Annotated in this window: 18 protein-coding genes; 13 read left to right on the forward strand and 5 right to left on the reverse strand. The window is 67.0% G+C overall.

Features of this window, described 5'->3' with window-relative positions; all coding sequences use genetic code 11:
* Positions 1-89: 89 nt before the first annotated feature.
* The gene (locus tag MC380_RS03570; protein ID WP_242163100.1) at positions 90-1,205 is read right to left on the reverse strand and encodes a M35 family metallo-endopeptidase; all 1,116 of its coding nucleotides are present in this window, start codon (positions 1,203-1,205) and stop codon (positions 90-92) included.
* Positions 1,206-1,484: 279 nt separating this feature from the next.
* On the opposite strand from MC380_RS03570, the gene MC380_RS03575 reads away from it, so the two are divergent.
* Genes MC380_RS03575 through MC380_RS03605 form a run of 6 tightly spaced genes read left to right on the forward strand, consistent with a single transcriptional unit; the run spans position 1,485 to position 8,206 of the window.
* Complete coding sequence (locus MC380_RS03575) at positions 1,485-2,039, forward strand: GspH/FimT family pseudopilin (protein ID WP_242163101.1); 555 nt, start codon at positions 1,485-1,487, stop codon at positions 2,037-2,039.
* Positions 2,036-2,485 carry a type IV pilus modification protein PilV gene (gene pilV / locus MC380_RS03580; protein WP_242163103.1) on the forward strand — a complete coding sequence of 150 codons (450 nt, stop codon included), beginning with the start codon at positions 2,036-2,038 and terminating at the stop codon, positions 2,483-2,485. The genes MC380_RS03575 and pilV overlap by 4 nt, the downstream gene beginning before the upstream one ends.
* Positions 2,482-3,630, forward strand: coding sequence for a PilW family protein (locus tag MC380_RS03585; protein ID WP_242163104.1), 1,149 nt, complete (start codon positions 2,482-2,484; stop codon positions 3,628-3,630). Before pilV ends, MC380_RS03585 begins: the two co-directional genes overlap by 4 nt.
* Positions 3,627-4,163 (forward strand): pilus assembly protein, encoded by a 537-nt coding sequence (locus tag MC380_RS03590; RefSeq protein WP_242163105.1) that lies wholly within the window; start codon positions 3,627-3,629, stop codon positions 4,161-4,163. Before MC380_RS03585 ends, MC380_RS03590 begins: the two co-directional genes overlap by 4 nt.
* A gap of 18 nt (positions 4,164-4,181) precedes the next feature.
* Positions 4,182-7,805, forward strand: coding sequence for a PilC/PilY family type IV pilus protein (locus MC380_RS03595; protein WP_242163107.1), 3,624 nt, complete (start codon positions 4,182-4,184; stop codon positions 7,803-7,805).
* Positions 7,784-8,206, forward strand: coding sequence for a type IV pilin protein (locus MC380_RS03605; protein WP_277929493.1), 423 nt, complete (start codon positions 7,784-7,786; stop codon positions 8,204-8,206). The genes MC380_RS03595 and MC380_RS03605 overlap by 22 nt, the downstream gene beginning before the upstream one ends.
* Positions 8,207-8,283: 77 nt before the next feature.
* On the opposite strand, the gene MC380_RS03610 is transcribed toward MC380_RS03605, so the two are convergent.
* A complete protein-coding gene (locus MC380_RS03610; protein ID WP_242104004.1) occupies positions 8,284-8,754 on the reverse strand; it encodes a glycine zipper 2TM domain-containing protein in 471 nt (156 codons plus the stop codon).
* Between the two features lie 148 nt (positions 8,755-8,902).
* Positions 8,903-9,352, reverse strand: coding sequence for a hypothetical protein (locus tag MC380_RS03615; RefSeq protein ID WP_242104003.1), 450 nt, complete (start codon positions 9,350-9,352; stop codon positions 8,903-8,905).
* 83 nt (positions 9,353-9,435) lie between these two features.
* Between MC380_RS03615 and tcdA the strand changes: the two genes are divergently transcribed.
* Positions 9,436-10,224: a tRNA cyclic N6-threonylcarbamoyladenosine(37) synthase TcdA gene (gene tcdA, locus MC380_RS03620; RefSeq protein WP_242163108.1), complete on the forward strand. Its 789-nt coding sequence runs from the start codon at positions 9,436-9,438 to the stop codon at positions 10,222-10,224.
* Positions 10,225-10,269: 45 nt separating this feature from the next.
* Here tcdA and MC380_RS03625 read toward each other — a convergent pair whose 3' ends face one another.
* Entirely contained in the window at positions 10,270-11,040 is a 771-nt protein-coding gene (locus MC380_RS03625; RefSeq protein WP_242104001.1) for a TatD family hydrolase, read from the reverse strand.
* 1 nt (position 11,041) lies between these two features.
* Positions 11,042-11,275 carry a DUF6116 family protein gene (locus MC380_RS03630; RefSeq protein ID WP_242163109.1) on the reverse strand — a complete coding sequence of 78 codons (234 nt, stop codon included), beginning with the start codon at positions 11,273-11,275 and terminating at the stop codon, positions 11,042-11,044.
* A gap of 197 nt (positions 11,276-11,472) precedes the next feature.
* Here MC380_RS03630 and MC380_RS03635 point away from each other — a divergent pair, with 197 nt between their 5' ends.
* The 6 genes from MC380_RS03635 to MC380_RS03660 all read left to right on the forward strand — a co-directional run bounded on the left by MC380_RS03635 (position 11,473) and on the right by MC380_RS03660 (position 18,106).
* Positions 11,473-12,270, forward strand: a complete 798-nt coding sequence (locus tag MC380_RS03635) for a glycine zipper 2TM domain-containing protein (protein WP_242163111.1) — start codon at positions 11,473-11,475, stop codon at positions 12,268-12,270.
* Between the two features lie 237 nt (positions 12,271-12,507).
* Positions 12,508-13,671, forward strand: coding sequence for an acyl-CoA dehydrogenase family protein (locus MC380_RS03640; RefSeq protein WP_242103998.1), 1,164 nt, complete (start codon positions 12,508-12,510; stop codon positions 13,669-13,671).
* Between the two features lie 100 nt (positions 13,672-13,771).
* Positions 13,772-14,341, forward strand: coding sequence for a GNAT family N-acetyltransferase (locus tag MC380_RS03645; RefSeq protein WP_242103997.1), 570 nt, complete (start codon positions 13,772-13,774; stop codon positions 14,339-14,341).
* Positions 14,338-14,982: a glutathione S-transferase family protein gene (locus tag MC380_RS03650; RefSeq protein WP_242103996.1), complete on the forward strand. Its 645-nt coding sequence runs from the start codon at positions 14,338-14,340 to the stop codon at positions 14,980-14,982. Before MC380_RS03645 ends, MC380_RS03650 begins: the two co-directional genes overlap by 4 nt.
* A 166-nt stretch (positions 14,983-15,148) precedes the next feature.
* Positions 15,149-17,395: a thiamine pyrophosphate-dependent enzyme gene (locus tag MC380_RS03655; RefSeq protein ID WP_242163422.1), complete on the forward strand. Its 2,247-nt coding sequence runs from the start codon at positions 15,149-15,151 to the stop codon at positions 17,393-17,395.
* A 168-nt stretch (positions 17,396-17,563) separates the two neighbouring features.
* On the forward strand, positions 17,564-18,106 hold the full coding sequence (locus MC380_RS03660; protein ID WP_242163112.1) for an NAD(P)H-dependent oxidoreductase: 543 nt from the start codon (positions 17,564-17,566) through the stop codon (positions 18,104-18,106).
* Positions 18,107-18,110: the final 4 nt, after the last annotated feature.

Genomic DNA, 18,110 nt, shown 5'->3' on the forward strand with positions numbered 1-18,110 from the left:
CGGGGGCGCATCGGGTTGTGCTTGCTTCCCCCTTTCAAAACCTCCGCGGCCCGCGTGAGCGGGCCGCTGTTCGTCCGGTCAGGCAACCATCAGTTCTGCGACGGCGTGTTTTCCGCGAAGTACTCGTGATTGTCGGCGTTGTTGAGCGCACCGTCCGGGTCGGACGAGGCCAGGCTCTTGGCGCCGCTCTGCCCGTAAACGATGTCGTCGGTGCCGGCGACCACGTTGAAGTGGCTCATTTCGTGGATCAAGGTGCCTGCCTTGGAGTCGGTGCCGGTCAGCGGTGCGCTCCAGAACGCACGGCAAACGAAGATCTCGTAAGGCCGGGTCGGGTAGACATAGGCGTAGTAGCTCTGGTTGCAGCCGCAGTTGATCTTGATCTGCCCCGCGTTCTGGTCCATCGCCGCGTCGATATCGACAAAGTGGGTGCGAGCCGTCGCATAGCGCTGCGAGGTGTAGGCGCCGAACCAAGTGCTGTAGCGCGGTCCGACCGTGCCCGTGGCCAGGTATCCCTTGGCGTTCTCGGAATAATTGCGCGCCGCGTTGACCGCGTTCGTCGCGGTGCTGGCCTGGGTGGCGTCGCAGCCGACGAAGCTGATGCTGCCCGTGCCGCCGCCGCCGCATTCTTCCTTGCGCGGATTGCAGGGTTTGCCGCGCGCGTTGACGTCGAGCTTCTGCACGTACGGCGCCACCCCGCCGTCGTGCCACAGGCGCAGCGACGGGCTCTTGAGCAACATCGGCAGGCCGCGGGCGGTCTGCAGCTTCCGGCCGTCCGAGAGCGACGCGTACTGCAGCGGGGACGCCAGGCTGACGGTGTAATCGCCGCGCCCGCGCATGTCGTAGGTCGCGGCCAGATCGACGAGGGTGCGGTAGGTCTGCCCCGGGCGCAGGATCGCGAAATCCTTCGCCTGCGGCAGGCCGCGCTTGATCAGCGCGCCCTCGTAGGCCACCTGTTTGCCGTCGCGGGTCACGCTGAACAGATTCGATTGCAGGATTTCCTGCGGAAGCTGCCACCTGGGCACCCTCGCGGTCCTGGCGCTGGTATTGGTCAACACTACCTCGACCGTGCCGTCGCCGGCCGGATACAGGCCGACGCGGAGCGGGTTGGCGCCGGCGCGTTCGGGGGCGGCGTTGGCGGCGGCGATCGCGCCGGCGAGCACGGTGAGACAGGCAATAGCGGGCAGGACTTTCGACGGACCCTTCATGGACTCTCCCTGGGTATGGACGGACGGCTGTGGACGGACATCCGCGTCGCGGACCCGGCCGACCTTACCCCGGAAACGCGCACTGCCGCACGTTGTGATGCGCAAAAAACGTCGCAAGCCGACGCATCCCGTCAGTCGCCGCCAGACGCGCGTCAGGGAAGCGGACAAGCTGGACGAACGGTTGATTTTGGCCGACCAAGGGTACAGACTCACGATAAGCGGCCGCGTATCGGGGATAGGCGGCAACGCAGGGGCCGGGAAGCTCGGGGAGACAGGGGGATGCGGAAGCGAGCCTTCCGCCAGGGCGGCATGACCCTGGTGGAGTTGACGGTCGCAATGGCGGTCGCGGCGATCCTTGCCGCCATCGCTACGCCGTCGCTGCGCGATCTCGTGCAATCCAACCGCATCGCGGCCGCGAACAATGGCCTCATTACCGCGTTGCACCAGGCTCGCGCGGAAGCGCTGCGGCGCGGTCGTAGGGTCGCGGTTTGCGCCAGCGCCAACCAGCACGACTGCAGCGGCTCGGGCGACTGGTCCACGGGCTGGGTGGTGTTCGAGGACCGCACCGTGGCCGGTGCGCCCGCCGCTCCGACCCAGGCCGATTACGACGCACACATGATCGGCGTGTATCCGCCTCTGGCCGCGGGTTTCCAACTCCGCTCGCAAAACGCGTGGTACCGCTATGCGCCGACCGGCAGCCTGACCTGGCCTGCAGTGGGCACCGGTTCGGAAAGCCAGCTCGAGCTGCGCACCGGCGCGAATGCGGACCAGCAGCGCTGCGTCAGGTTGAACAGGATCGGCCGGGTGCGGGCGCAGAAAGGGGGATGCTCATGAGCGCAACACGTGCCCGCGGCTTCAGCCTGCTGGAAGTGATGATCGCGGTCGTCGTGACCAGTGTCGGCCTGCTGGGGATCGCATCGCTGCAGCTGTTCGCGTTGCGCACCCAGAACAATGCCTACCTGCGCGGGCAGGCGACCCAGATCAACCACGACATGCTCGAACGCCTGCGCGCGGACTGCGCAGGAGCGCTCTCGGGCGCGTACGACATCGCGTTCGGCGCGGTCCCCGGCACCGGAGCCGACCTGCCGAGCACCGAGCTGCGGAGCTGGCGCGCGCTGGTGGCGCGTTTGCCTGCCGGCGAGGGTGCAGTGCAGGTGACCAATGGCGGCGCGGCCACCATCCGCCTGCGCTGGAACGATGCCCGCGGCGACGCTGGCGCCGAGAATCCGGCCGCAGGCGCCCTGCTCGAATTCGCGGAAACGACCCGGGTGTGCCGATGAGACGGACCTATCGCCGGCACGCAGCCGGGTTTTCGCTCATCGAACTGATGGTCGGCGCCGTGCTGGGACTGCTGCTGCTCGGCGCGGTGATCGTGGTGTACATGTCGGTGAAGCGCACCTTCATTGCCCAGGACGAGGACACCGGCGTGGTGGAGGGCGGGCGCTTCGCGATCGACACGATCACCCGCGACCTGCGCATGGCCGGGCTGAGCGGCTGCGCCAGCCGCAACATGCCCGGCAGCACCGTGCCGGTGCGCAACTTCCTCAACAGCACGGCCTACCCGTACGCCTTCGGCGCGGCGGTCGGCGGATTCGAAGGCAATGGCACGGCGCCGGGCCAGCTTTTCACTTTGGCTGCCAGCGACCCGGCACCGGGCGGCACCTACACGCCGGCGCTTCCTGCGCAGATCGCCGCTTCGGCGATTGCAGGTTCCGATGCCCTGATGATCGCCGGCGCCGAGCCCGGAGCGCGGCGCCTGGTGGACCCGTTCACCAGCGGCTCGAGCATCCACCTCGAGGCGGGCGGGGATTTCGAACCGGGCGACATCCTCTGGGTGACTGACTGCTCGCAGGCGGCGGTCTTCCAGGCGACCGCCGTCAACGCCACGCGCACGCTCATCACCGGTTCGAACGCCGCGACCTTCGTGCCCGGCAACAACGGGCCGATTTCCTCGCCAGGTCCGGTTGCGAACTTCCGCCATGGTGCGCTGGTGTCGCGGGCGCGCAGCGTCTTCTATTTCATCGGCCGTCCCAATCTGGGTCCGACCGGGGACTCCTGCAATTCCGGGGGGAGCGGACCGCCGGCGTTGGTCCGCGCGAGCCTGGGACCGGGCGCCTCCGCCAACGCCCGCGTGATGCGCTGCGACGAATTGCTGCGCGGGGTGGAGTCGATGCAGATCCTGTATGGCGTGGACACCGACGGCGATTTCGACGTCGATGCCTACCGTGCGGCCAATGCAGTCGCCGACATGGGCAGCGTGCGTGCACTGCGCGTCGCCGTGCTGCTGCGCGCCGAGGGGCCATCGCTTCCGGACGACGACACCGCTACCTACGGACTCGCCGGCACGACCATCGATCCGGTGAACGACCGCAGGCAGCGGCGCGTGTTCGTCTCCACCATCTCGCTGCGGAACCGCCTGCCATGAACGATCGCGACCCTGCCGCAATCGCGGCGCCGATGGCCCAGCGCGGTGCGGTGCTGGTGGTCAGCCTGATCGTCCTGCTGGTGCTGACCTTGCTGGCGCTGGCCGCCAGTCGCAATGCGCTGGTGATGGAGCGGCTCGGCGGCAGTTCGCGCCAGCTCGACCAGGCCTTCCAGGCCGCAGAAGCGGCGCTTCGTCACGGCGAAGGTCTGCTGTCGCAGGCCAACCTGCCGGTGCCGACCGGTGCCAACGGCTGGTACCACTATTCGATCGCGCCCAGTCCCGACTGGAACGATCCGGACGCCTGGGATGCGGCGGGCAACGGAAAACTCGCCTGGTCGTTGGCTTCGTGCGACGGGGCGAGCGCCTGCCAGACGCAGATCGCCATCGAGGAATTGCCGCCATTGCCCGATCCGGGCGGTGGCCTCAACCCGACCGAGCAGCCGCAGGAAGGAACGATGTACCGCATCAGCGCGCGCGGCTTCGGCGGCCGCGGCGACACGTTCGTGATCCTGCAAACCACATTCCGGCGCTGACGGAAAGGAGCGCACCACATGCAGATCCGATTCCCGCTGCTTGCAGCCGTTGCCACGCTGGCCATCGGCCTGGGGCTGGGCATGCCGGCGCTGCACGCCGGCATCGCGCAGCAGCCGCTGACGCTCACCCCGGCGGTGAAGCCGAACATCGCGCTGATCATCGACAATTCCGGCAGCATGGACGGCGAGCTGCTGTTCCCGACCAACGACGGCGCGCTGTGGTGGAATACGAGCACCGGCAACGCGGGTTCGCGCAGCTTCTATGGAGCCGGTCGCAGCGGCGCCGGCTTCAACTACAACGATGCCGGCGAAGCCAACGCGACCTGGAAGAAGTACACCTATCTGTTTCCGAACGGCACCGGAGCAGGCAACCGCGTGTACGGCGATGCCGAAAACGACCATTACGCCGTTCCGCCGCTGCCGGAATACGCCTTCGCCCGCAGTGCCGACTACAACGCCGCCTACTACAACCCGGCGGTCGTCTATGCGCCGTGGCGGGACGGGGGCGGCCATACATTCGCCGACGCCGATCCGCGCTCGGCAAGGTCCGATCCGTTGGCCGGCGCCGGTACGATCGACCTCGCCGCCAACCTCGCTTCCAATGCAGGCAACTGGATGTTCCGGGTGCAGGACGGCATGCGGACCAATGCAGGGAGCAATGCGCGCAGAGCCGGTGGAGCGGTAAGCCTGGCATTCGCCTATTACCCGGCGACGTATTACTCGCGCAGCACGGCATCGGCGGCTTTCCGCGTCGGCGGCCGCGACTACAACTGCGCATCGCCCGATCCGGCGGCCTACACGGACTATGCGGCCAATCCCACCGTCGCGCTTCCGGGCGGCGTGCATGCGATCGCACCCGACGGGGCCTGCCTGGTGCGCACCCAGATTGCCGCGGGCAGCGCGGAGATGCGCAATTTCGCCAACTGGTTCCAGTACCACCGCAAGCGCCATCTGGCGCTGCGTGCAGGAATGGGCAGCGCCTTCGCCGATATCGATAGCGCGCGCATCGGCATGACGCCGATCAACGGCCTGGTTCCGAGCCTGACGATGTGGGACATCGACAGCCAGCGCGATGATCTGTATCAGGCGTTCTACGGCGTGGGCGGCAACGGCGGCGGCACCCCCAATCGCCCGGCGCTCAGGTTCGTGGGCGAGCAGTTCGACAGCAATCGCTCCATCGTGCAGCAGGCCTGCCAGCGCAACTTCGCCCTGCAGTTCACCGACGGGTTCTCCAATCCCGACGCGGGGACGGGCGTGGGCAATACGGACGGCAGCAGCGGATCGCCGTACCAGGACGCCTATGCCAACACCATCGCCGACATCGCGATGCGCTACTACCAGCGGGTGCGCAGCGACCTGCCTTCCGGGCAGGTGCCGGTGCCCGCATCCTGCAGCAATGCCAGCCCGCCCCGGCATCTGGACTGCAACCGCAATCCGCACATGAACACCTACGGCATCACCCTGGGTGCGCAGGGCAACCTGTTCGGCAACACCCACAACCGGGTCGCCGACGCCTACACCGATCCACCGGCCTGGGCCAATCCCACTGCGCAGCGCAATCCGGTGCAGGTCGATGATCTTTATCACGCGGCAGTGAACGGGCGCGGGGAAATGCTCAATGCGCGCTCGACCAGCGAGCTTGCCGCGACCCTGCAGCAGGCGCTGGCGGGCATCCTGTCCGATTCGATCGGCGCGAGCTCGCGCACCACCGCCTCGTCCACGCGCGCGAGCGCCGGCACCCAGCTGTTCCAGGCGCGCTACGACGCGCGCCAGTGGACCGGCGAGCTGATCGCGTACGACCTGCTGGCCAATGGCGGCGTCGGCAGCGTGCAGTGGAACGCGGCGAATGCGATTCCCGCGCACGCCGCGCGCCGCGTCTACACGCGCAATCCGGCGACCGGCAGCCTCGTGGAGTTCCGATGGGACCAGCTGCCGGCCGCGCTACAGGCGACGCTGGGCACGGATCCGGCGACCGGTTTGCCCGACGCGCTGGGCGAGCGGCGCGTCGACTGGCTGCGCGGCAGCGATGCCGACCACGAGGACCGCGGCGGCGTTTTGCGCGAGCGCGACATCGCGTTGGGCGACATCGTGAATTCCAGCCCGCGCTATGTGGGAGCAGACAACTATGCCTACGACCGGCTGCCGGCCGGCGCGCCCGGCCGTGGCACCTATCAGGCTTACCGGTTCTCCAAGGTGGGCAGGCCGGCCACCGTCTATGTCGGCGCGAACGACGGCATGCTGCATGCCTTCGATGCGGCAACGGGCATCGAACGCTGGGCCTATGTTCCATCGGAGATGATCGCGGGCCTGAACCAGCTCATGCGGCCGGATTACCGGCATCGTTACTACGTGGACGGCCAGCCCGCGAGCGGCGATGCCTATTTCGCATCCGACAACAGCTGGCACACGATGCTGGTCGTGCCGATGGGCGCGGGCGGGCGCTCGGTCGTAGGCCTCGACATCACCGACGCCAGTGCGACGGCACCATCGGTCGCGTGGGAGTTCACCGATCCCGACCTGGGTTATGTGCTGGGCCAGCCCACGATCCAGCGCATGGCCAATGGCAGGTGGGCGGCGATCTTCAGCAGCGGGTATGGGATCGACCGGTCGGCGAAGCTGTTCGTCGTGGATGTCGAGACCGGCGCGCTGATCCGCAAGATTTCGACGCTCGCACCAGCGGCGGAGGCCACGGCGGCGGCCAATGGACTGTCCGCGCCATACCCGGCCGACCTCAACGGCGATGCGATCGTGGACGCCGTGTATGCAGGCGACCTGTACGGCAACATCTGGCGCTTCGACGTGAGTTCGACCAACGCGACCAGCTGGCGCACGCATCACCGAAACGGCGCCCAGCCGGCTCCGCTGATCACGGTGTGCGCGTCCGGCAACGTGACCGGCCCGTTCGCCTGTCCGGCGGCACAGCGCCAGCCGATCACCGCGCGCCCCGTCGTCGGACGATCCCTCAACGGATCCGGCCTGTCGGTGTACTTCGGCACCGGCAAGTTCTATGAGGATGGCGACAACATCGTCGGCACCGGGCCGGTGCAGACGTTCTACCGGGTCGAGGACGCGAACAGCACCAACAGCAACAACGACCGTCTCACCGGCCGCAGCGTGCTCCAGCAGCAGAGCATCGTTGCGGAAGTCGACAAGGACGGCGAGGAGTACCGGGTGGTCACGGCCAACGCACCGGCAACCGGAACGCGCGGCTGGTATCTCGACCTGATCACCACACCGCCCGGGTATGTCGGCGAACGGGTCGTGGCCGACCCGGTCCTGCAGCAGGGCAGGGTCATCTTCACCACCCTGATTCCATCGACCGATGCCTGCACCGGCGGTGCGACCGGATGGCTGATGGAAGTGGACGCATCCACGGGCGGGCGGATCACGCTGCCGGTCCTGGACCTGGATGACGACGGCAACTACGACGGCGACGACATGGTCGACCTGGGCGGGAATCCAGTCGCGCCCTCCGGCAGGAAGTCCGACGTCGGCGCCCTGGCCGTGCCCACGATCCTCAACATCCCCGGTTCGCCCAACCAGCGCAAGATCATGCAGGGCAGTAGCGGCCAGCTGATGCAGCAGGGGGAGCGGGATGCCATCGCAAGAGGACGCACCTCATGGCGCCAGTTCTGGCCATGAAGCGCATACGCGGCTTCACCCTGATCGAGTTGCTGGTGGTGGCCGCCATCGTGGCCATCCTGGCCGCGATCGCGTACCCGTCTTATCTGGAGCAGGTGATCAAGACGCGGCGGGCTGAAGGCAAGGCGACCCTCAACGAAGTGTCCCAGCGCCTGGAGCGCTGCTTCACGCGGTTCGGCAGCTACCTCAATGCCAATTGCACGGCGGCCGCCAGCGCTGCTTCGGAGAACGGGTGGTATGCGGTGTCGACGAGTTCCGTCAGCGCGACCGGATACACGCTACAGGCGGTACCGAACCCGGTGCAGGCGGCGGCAGACGTCAAATGCGGCACGCTGACGATCAACCACGTCGGCGTCCGGTCGCAGAGCGGCACGCCTCCGAGCGGTTATGAGTGCTGGTGAGGCGAGGCTGCTGGCCTGATGCGCGAAGGCCCGGCGTCCGCAAGGACACCGGGCCATTCGTTTGCCGGACTGTCGACTCAGCGCTGGTAGGCGCGGCCGTTGCGGACTTCCACATAGGAACCTTCGCGGATGCCGCCAAGGTCGTCCTGCGACACCACGATTTCGCGGCCGTCCTGCATGCGGACATAGATGTTGTAGCCCGTACCCGCGCGGTTCTGGATCGCGTTGCCGATCGCGGCGCCAGCGACCGCACCGCCGACGGTGGCGGTGTTCTGGCGGCCCTCGCTGTCGGTCCGGTCCTTTGCGATCTCGCGTGCCGCCGCGGCACCGAGCACGCCACCGATCACCGCGCCGGTCGCATTGGGAACGCGGCTGCCCGAACCCTGTTCAATCCGGGTGACCGTGCCACAGTCGTAGCAACTGGCCGGAGCGTTGCCGTATCCGCTCCCGCTTCCGTAGCCACTGCCATAACCGGGGGAGGTGGTCGCGCAACCGGCGGAAGCGAGCGCGGCAACCAGGGCGGCGGCGCCGATCAGACGAATGTTCATGGGAAACTCCTGCGTCATGGGGAGGTGATCGCCCCGGCATGGCCAGGGTCGGCCCCGACCTTAGGCGCAGGCAGATGAACGCGCTGCCAATTCCGCCGCTTGCGCATGCGGCCGCCTGCGCCGTGTCAGTCCCCGTTCACGCCTGCGGTCATCCGCGGAAATCGGTATGGCAGGCCTTGCACGCCTCGCCGAGCTTCTGCAGCGTGGTGCCGGTGCCGGCACAGTTCATCGGCGGCTGGGCGAGCGAGGCGTCCAACGCGCCGCGATACTTGCTGGCGTGATCCTTGAACCGCTGGTCGTCGGCGAGTTCCGGGAAGGCTGGCTCCAGATCGTTGCCCAACATGCGCAGCGCCTGCAGATGCGGCAGCACGTCGGTCGCTGCGCAGCGATTGCTGTCGACCGCGGCCTTGAGCTGCCCGGCATGCCATTGCTGCACGGTCATCAGGCTGTCCGGAAAATGGTCGGTACGTGCGTCGATGGCCCTTAGCGCCATCACCGTGCCGATCGCACCCACCACCAGGCCGACCAGGAACAGGAAGAAATAGCGGCTGGCAACTGACGACTTCTTCGGGACGACCGGGTTGGACGGGCTCGACATGGACTGGCTCCTGGCTGGCGTTGCGCGACCTTAGCATGCGTTCCGCGGCGAGGCGGAGAGGGGTGGACCGCTAGAATCCACGCATGGACCAGGCCGTGCGCGAACGATTCGGGGGAGTGGACCGTCTTTACGGACGCGGCGCGCTGGCGCGCTTTGCGGCTGCGCACGTCTGCGTGGTCGGCATTGGCGGCGTTGGCTCGTGGGCGGTAGAGGCGCTGGCGCGTAGCGGGGTAGGGCGCTTGACGTTGATCGACGCGGACGATCTGTGCGTGTCCAACAGCAATCGCCAGCTGCCCGCGCTCGAGGGTCAGTTCGGGCGCTCGAAGGTGGCTGCGATGGCCGAGCGTTGCCGGGCGATCAATCCAACGGTCGAGGTGATCGAAATCGCTTCCTTCCTGACGCCGTCGAACATGGCTGCGCTGCTGGAGGGTGGGTTCGATCTGGTCCTGGATGCCTGCGACAGCTTCCGTACCAAGGTGGAGCTGATCGCCTGGTGCAGGCGCCGCAAGCAGGCGATTGTGACCGTGGGATCCGCTGGGGGGCGCACCGATCCGACCCAGGTGCGGGTACGCGACCTGTCGCGTACCGAACACGACGCCATGCTTTCGCTGATCCGCAAGAAACTGCGCAGTGAGTTCAATTTCCCCAAGAACCGCGACCGCTACTTCGGCGTGCCGGCGGTGTACTCGCTGGAGAACGTCCGCTATCCGCAGGCGGACGGCAGCGTCTGCGGCGTACGCCCCCGGCTGGATCCGGATGCCGCCCTCAGGCTCGACTGCGGCGCCGGCCTCGGCGCCGCAACCCACATTACCGGGACGTTTGCGTTCGCGGCGGTGGGCAAGATGCTGGAGGTGCTGTTGAAAAAGGCGTAGGGCGGATTATCCGTCCAAGGCGCACCTTGAGCCGGATCGCTGCCCTTACGGCAACGGCAATCCGAAGAGTCGCCGCGCATTGGCGGTGGTGGCGGCAGCGATCGCTTCGGACGCCTCGCCACGCAGTGCGGCGACCGTATCCAGAACGCACCGCAACCGCGCGGGTTCATTGCGCATTCCGCGGCGCCAGGCATCGGGCTGGTCCGGTGCGTCGGTTTCCAGCAGCAGGAACTCCAGCGGCATCCCGGCCACAAGCTTGCGCAGACGGCTGGCGCGTTCGTAGGTAAGCGGTCCGCCCAGGCCGATCAGGAAGCCGAGTTCCCACAGTTGTCGCGCCTGCTCCGGGCTGCCCGAAAAACTGTGCACCACGCCGCGCACGCCGTGGTGGCGGCGGATCGAGGCGATCACCGCATCGACTGCGCGACGGGCGTGGACGATGACGGGCAGCCCGTGCTCGCCCGCGAGGCGCAGCTGGCCGTCGAAGAAGTGCTGCTGGCGCTCACGATCCAGGCCATCGATAAAGTAGTCGAGGCCGCATTCCCCTACGGCGATGGGCCGTTCGCGCTCGATCCAGCCGGCCAGCGCCTCGAGGTGGGTGTCCTCGTGCTCGTCCAGGTACATCGGGTGCAGGCCATAGGCGGCATGCAGCCCGTCGAACGATGCGCAGACCTCCCGCAACTTCGGCCAGCCTGCCGCCGAGATCGCGGGGACGACCTGAAGAACAACCCCGCAGGCGCGCGCGCGCTCCACGACGACGGCGCGGTCGGCGTCGAATTCGCCCACATCCAGATGGCAGTGGCTGTCGACCAGCACCACGTCAGCGGCGGGTGGATTCGCCCTCGATCGGATCGACGGGCGGTGCGGGGCTCTTGCGATTCTTCCAGTTGGCCAGCAGCAGCGTACCCAGACCCAGAAGGATCTCGTCCGCCAGCGGGATCATGTCCGGAACGACAAGGTCGATGACGAACAATCCGGCGGCAAGCATGAAGAGTCGGGGATAACTCAGGCGACCCAGCCAGCGCAGGACCGGGGCGAGCAGCGGATTGGCCATGGCAGCACTCCGTGAGCGGATGTCTACCGCAGATGGTGCCGCACAACGCTAGCACGAGGCCGGAGGGCCCAGGATCGTGGCTGGGTTCACGTCCCGGACAGCTGCCGAGGAATTGTTAGGGTTTCGCTCAGGCGCGACGTGGTGCAATCGCCTCGACCCATGAATGCGGGCATAGAACCCGCGAAGAGGAGACTGTCATGAAGAGCAACACCCTTGCCATTGCACTGGCTTCGCTGCTGGTAGGCGGCGTTGCCGTCGCCGCGTTCCAGAACAACCGCGAGCGTAGCGACTATGTGGCGACCGGCCAGGAGGGCGCGTTGGGCGCCGATGCCGCGTTCGATAGCAGCATTCCCAGTCGCGGTCGCCTGGAATACGCGCAGGTGATCGATGTGAAGCCCATCACCGAGAAGCAGGACCTGTACGCACAGGTCATCGGCACAGAGCCGGTGCGCGAGAGCAGCACCACCTCGGCTCCGCGCCAGGTCTGCGAAGACGTGGTGGTACAGGAGCGCCTGCCCGAACGCGACGGCAACGTCGGCGGTACCGTAGCGGGTGCGCTCATTGGCGGCCTTGTCGGCAACCAGGTCGGCAGCGGCAATGGCCGCAAGCTGGCCACGGCAGCGGGCGCCACCGCTGGCGGGTTCATCGGCAACCGTGTCGACCGCAACCACGTGGGTGGCCGGGTCGTGAGCCGGACGGACCGCCAGTGCCGCACGGTGCAGGACACGTCGACGTCGTCGCGTACCGTCGCCTACAACGTGACGTACCGGAATCCGGATGGCACCACCGGCACCATGCGCACCGATTCCAAGCCGGGCGACCGGATCGCGCTGGGCACTGAGGATCAGACCATCGGTTATGACGTGACCTACCGCTACGACGGTGAGGAGCGCACGATCCAGATGGACGAACGCCCGGGCGAGCGCCTGCCGGTGATCGACGGGCAGGTCGTGACCCAGGTCGCGTCGGCGGAGGCGGGCAACACCCGCGGCTGATCTAGCGCATCGCAAGTCGAGGCAGGGCCGGAGCGATCCGGCCCTGTTTTTTTGCCGCGCCGCGATCATCGTTTCCGCCGCGAAGGCTTCCGAACCGCCGCAGCGGGCCTGGACATGGGCCCGGTTCCGGGTTGGGTGGTTCCCCCAGCACAAGGCGGTCGCGCCTGTAAGGCGCTCGCACAGGGGAGGGCAAGCCGCTTCCCGTAAAATGCCCGGCTTTCCCGCCGAAGACTCCCCATGGCCCTGCACCCCTACGATCTGTACGACGTCCGCTCCCTGCTCAGCGAGGAGGAGCGTGCGGTCCAGGACGCCGTGGCCAGGTTCACCGACGAGCGGGTGCTGCCGATCATCGGTGAATGCTTCGACAAGGCCGTCTTCCCCAGGGAGCTGATCCCGGAAATGGCCGGGCTGGGCCTGCTCGGCGCCACCTTGCCCGAGCAATACGGCTGCGCCGGCCTCAACGCAGTCAGCTATGGCCTGATCTGCCAAGAACTCGAGCGCGGCGACAGCGGCATCCGCAGCTTCGCCAGCGTGCAGTCTTCTCTGTGCATGTACCCGATCTATGCCTACGGCACAGAGGAGCAGCGCAAGCGGTGGCTGCCGGACATGGCCGCCGGCAAGGTGATCGGCTGTTTCGGCCTGACCGAGCCGCAAGGCGGCTCCGACCCGGCCAACATGAAGACCAATGCGAAGCAGGACGGGGCGGACTGGATCCTCAACGGCTCCAAGATGTGGATCACCAACGGCAACCTGGCGGACATCGCGATCGTCTGGGCCCAGACCGAGGACGGCATCCAGGGCTTCGTGGTCGAGAAGGATTTCGCCGGCTACACCGCGCAGGAGATCAAGCACAAGATGAGCCTGCGCGCGTCGGTGACCAGCGCGCTGTTCTTCGACAACGTGCGCGTGCCGGAAGCGAATCGCCTGCCCAACGTAAAGGGCCTGAAAGGGCCGCTCGGCTGCCTGACCCAGGCGCGCTACGGCATCACCTGGGGCCCGATCGGCGCGGCCATCGCCTGCCTGGACGAAGCGCTGAACTATTCCAAGGAACGCATCCTGTTCGATCGTCCGGTTGCGGCGACGCAGAGCGCGCAGCTGAAGATGGCCGACTGGGCGCGGCGCATCACCTCGGCCCAACTGCTGTCGCTGCAGCTGGGCCGGCTCAAGGACGCCGGCAGGATGCAGCCCACCCAGGTGTCGCTGGCGAAGTGGAACAACTGCCGCATGGCCATCGACATCGCCCGCGAAGCGCGCGACCTGCTCGGCGGCGCCGGGATCACCACCGAACATTGCCCGATCCGGCACGCGCTGAACCTGGAATCGGTGATCACCTACGAGGGCACCGAAACCGTGCATCAGCTGGTGGTCGGACGCGAACTCACCGGGATCAACGCGTTCTGAGTCATTGCTCGTCTCCCGTTCACACGGGAGACATCGCTTTGCATTGGTTGAAACGGCTTTGGCCAAGAGCTTTCCCGAGCGAGTCGCTCACGCGAAACGCATGCAGAAATCCGGAGTGGATGTGACGACCGACCCACGCATCGAAACCCAGCGCCTGGTCCTGCGAGTGCCGCGCATCGAGGATTTCGAGCGCTATGCGGAACTGCAGGCGCACGAGCAGGCGACGCGCTACATCGGCGGGCAGATGGAGCGGCACGCGGCCTGGCGCCGCTTCCTGCAGATGCCCGGTGCTTGGGCGGTGCAGGGGTTCGCGATGTTCTCGGTGATCGAGAAGGACAGCGGGCTGTGGCAGGGACAGCTCGGCCCATGGCAACCCGACGGCTGGCCCGGCACGGAGATCGGCTATGCGTTGCACCCGGATGCCTGGGGCAAGGGCTATGCGATCGAGGCTGCGGTGGCCGCCGTCGATTGGGCCTTCGCCAGCCTGGGCTGGAGCGAAATCATCCACTGCATCGACCCGGCCAACACCGCCTCACAGAAGGTCGCGCAGCGCCTGGGCTCGAGCAATCGCGGACCGGGACGGCTACCCGAGCCGCTGCACGACCATCCGATCGATGTCTGGGGCCAGACCCGCGCCGAATGGGCGGAAAACCGGAAGCGTTTCGCATGACTACCATTTACGGCTATTCGGTATCCGGTAATTGCCACAAGCTGCGGCTGCTGCTGGAGCAGCTGGGCCGACCCTATCGCTGGATCGAGGTGGACAGCAGCCAGGGCGAAACCCGTACGCCCGAATACCTGGCCAAGAACGCCAACGGCAAGGTGCCGATGCTGGAACTGGACGACGGCCGAATCCTGGTCGAATCCAACGCCATCCTGTGCTATCTCGCCGACGGCACGCAGTTCCTGCCCGGGGACGCCTGGGAACGCGCGCAGGCGCTGAGCTGGATGTTCTTCGAGCAGTACAGCCACGAGCCCTACATCGCGGTTGCGCGTTTCATCCGCGGCTGGACACCGCTGGACTCGCCGCGTCGTACAGCGGAACTGCCGAGGTGCTGCGAGCGCGGCCACCAGGCGCTCGCAGTGATGGAACGCCATCTGTCGTCGCAGCCCTGGTTCACGGGCGCGGATTACGGAGTGGCCGACATCGCCCTGTTCGCCTACACCGACGTTGCCCATCATGGCGGCTTCGACCTGAGTGGCTTTCCTGCGATCTGCGACTGGCTGGCACGGGTGCGCGCCACGCCCGGATTCGTGGCCATGCCGGAACCGGCGCCGGAAAACGCAGCATTGATTGAAGCCTCCGCCTGATCTCCAATCCCGTTTGTCCTGAGCGTAGCGCCGACGGCGCGAAGTCGAAGGACGCCTTTCGCGAAATGCATCTTTCGACTCCGGCGCTGCACGCCTACGCTCAGGACGAACGGTTCCCTTTCAGTCGAGCCAACTTGTGAATACCAGCAGCACCATCCCCGCCCGCATGCGCGGACTCAACCGCGCCGAGATCTGCGACGTCAACTTCCAGGAATTCGTGCGCGACTGGAGCGGACGCGTCGATGCAAAGCCGGCGCCGGACGAACCCATCCTCAATGGCAGCGCGCTCGATGCGCGCGGGTTCCGCGAACTGTTCGAATCGCAATTGATCTCGCGTCATCTCGATCTGATGGCGCGAGTGCTGCGGGTGCAGAACAAGGTCTTCTACACCATCGGTTCGTCCGGGCACGAAGGCAATGCGATGGTGGCGCGACTCACCCGCCACACCGATCCGGCCTTCCTGCACTACCGCAGCGGCGGGTTCATGGCCGAGCGTTTCCGCAAGCTGCCGGCACAGGCTGGTCAGAAGCTCGACCCGATCATGGATTCCGCGCTGTCGTTCGCCGCCAGCAAGGACGACCCGGCCAGCGGCGGGCGCCACAAGGTGTGGGGCAGCAAGCCGCTGTGGGTGCTGCCGCAGACCTCCACCATCGCCTCGCACCTGCCCAAGGCCTTTGGCACCGCGGTGGCGATCGAACAGGCGCGCAGGATCGGCCACGCATTGCCGATCCCCGACGACAGCATCGCAATCTGCTCGTTCGGCGACGCGTCCAGCAACCATGCCACCGCGCAGACGGCTTTCAACGCCGCGGCGTGGACCGCCTACCAGAAGCTGCCGGCCCCGGTCCTGTTCGTGTGCGAGGACAACGGCATCGGCATTTCGGTCAAGACGCCGGACGGCTGGATCGGACGCAACTTCCGCGACCGCGCCGACCTGGACTATTTCCATGCCGATGGCCTCGATCTCGCGCAGGGCTATGCCGACGTGCAGCGCGCGGTCGATCATTGCCGGCGCACGCGTAGGCCGACCTTCCTGCACCTCCGAACGACCCGGATCATGGGCCACGCCGGCACCGACTTCGAGATCGAATGGCGCAGCCTCGAGGAGCTGTGCGCGGTGGAGGCGACCGACCCGTTGCTGCGCAGCGCGGCGATCGCGCTCGAATCCGGCCTGATGTCCAAGGACGAGATCCTGGCGCTGTATGAGGACACGCGGCGCAAGTGCTTCGTCGCCGCAGAAGATGCCGACAAGCGGCCACGCCTGGCCTCACTCGAAGAGGTGATGGCGCCACTGGCGCCGTACACGCCGGACCAGGTCAGGGCCGAAGCGGAGCGCTTCGATTACGCGCAGCGGCGCCTGGCCGTATTCGGCGGGGAAGACAGGCTCCCCGAGAAGCAGGCGCCGAAGCACCTCGCCATCCAGATCAACCAGGCCCTGCACGATCTGTTCTGCAAATATCCCGAAGCGTTGCTGTTCGGCGAGGACGTGGCCCAGAAGGGCGGCGTCTATACGGTGACCAAGGGCCTGCACAAGGCCTTCGGCAACAAACGCGTGTTCAACACGCTACTGGATGAAACGATCATCCTCGGTCTGGCGCAGGGTTACGCCAACATGGGCATGCTGCCCTTGCCGGAGATCCAGTACCTGGCCTATTTTCACAACGCCTGCGACCAGATTCGCGGCGAGGCGGCGAGCCTGCAGTTCTTCAGCAATGGCCAGTACCGCAATCCGATGGTGATGCGGATCGCGTCGCTCGGCTACCAGCGCGGGTTCGGCGGGCATTTCCACAACGACAATTCGATCACCGCGCTGCGCGACATCCCCGGCCTCGTGGTGGGCTGCCCCAGTCGCGGCGACGACGCTGCGATGATGCTGCGCACGCTCGCCGCGCTGGCCAAGGTGGACGGGCGTGTGTGCGCATTCTTGGAGCCGATCGCGCTGTACATGGCCAAGGACCTGTACGAAGCCGGCGACGGCGGCTGGCTGACCGAGTATCCCGAGCCGGACCAGGCGATGACGCTGGGCGAGGGCAGGGTGTATGGGGAAGGCGACGATCTGGTTATCTTCACCTTCGGCAACGGCGTGCCGATGAGCCTGCGCGCCGCGCGCGCCATCGAGCGCAAGCACGGCTGGAAAACCCGCGTCGTCGATCTGCGCTGGCTGGTGCCGCTCAACGACGCCTACATCCGCGAGCAGGCGGCAACGGCGAAGCGGATCCTGATCGTCGACGAAGGCCGTCGCAGCGCGGGTGTGGGCGAGGGCATCATCACCGCGGTGGTGGAGGGCGGCTACGGCGCGCGTCCGTTCAGGCGCGTGGTGGGCGCCGACACTTTCACCCCGCTGGCTGGCGCGGCCTTCTTGGTGATTCCCTCGGAAGAGGAGATCGTGGCCGCGGCCGATTCGCTGGCCTGACGGCTCGGTCCCGTGGGAGCGACGTCAGTCGCGAGCTCTCGCGTCCCAAGAGAAAAGCTCGCGGCTTGCGCCGCTCCTACCTGTTTCCAGCGGGCTTGGATCGCCGTTTGACGCCACTGCAACGGCGGATGCGCGAAGCTGCTGCCTTTCCAGCACGGGACCCATGTCATGGCAACCACGAAGATCGCCGTCCTGGTCGGCAGCCTGCGCAAGGAGTCGATCAACCGCCGGCTGGCGCGGGCGCTGGAAACCCTTGCGCCCGCGGACTTCGTCTTCGATCACCTGAGGATCGACGATCTGCCGCTGTACAACCAGGATTTCGACGAAGCCTATCCGGAAATCTACCAGCAGCTGAAGGCCCGGATCAAAGCCGTGGATGCGCTGCTGTTCGTCACCCCGGAATACAACCGGTCGATTCCCGGCGTGCTCAAGAACGCCATCGACATCGGTTCGCGGCCGTACGGTCATAGCGCCTTCGCCGGCAAGCGCGCCGGCGTGATCGGCGCATCGATCGGAGCGGTGGGCACGGCATGCGCGCAGCAGCATCTGCGCAATGTCCTTGCCTACCTGGACGTCGCCACGCTTGGCCAGCCGGAGGTCTTCCTCCACGTCAAGGACGGATTCTTCGACGCCGAAGGCGGTATCGCCGACGCTGGTACGCGCAAGTTCCTGCAGGGCTGGATGGACGGGTTCGCGGCCTGGGTGGCCTGAACTG

Source organism: Lysobacter sp. M15, assembly GCF_022662515.1.
Taxonomy (GTDB): Bacteria; Pseudomonadota; Gammaproteobacteria; order Xanthomonadales; family Xanthomonadaceae; genus JAKPBU01.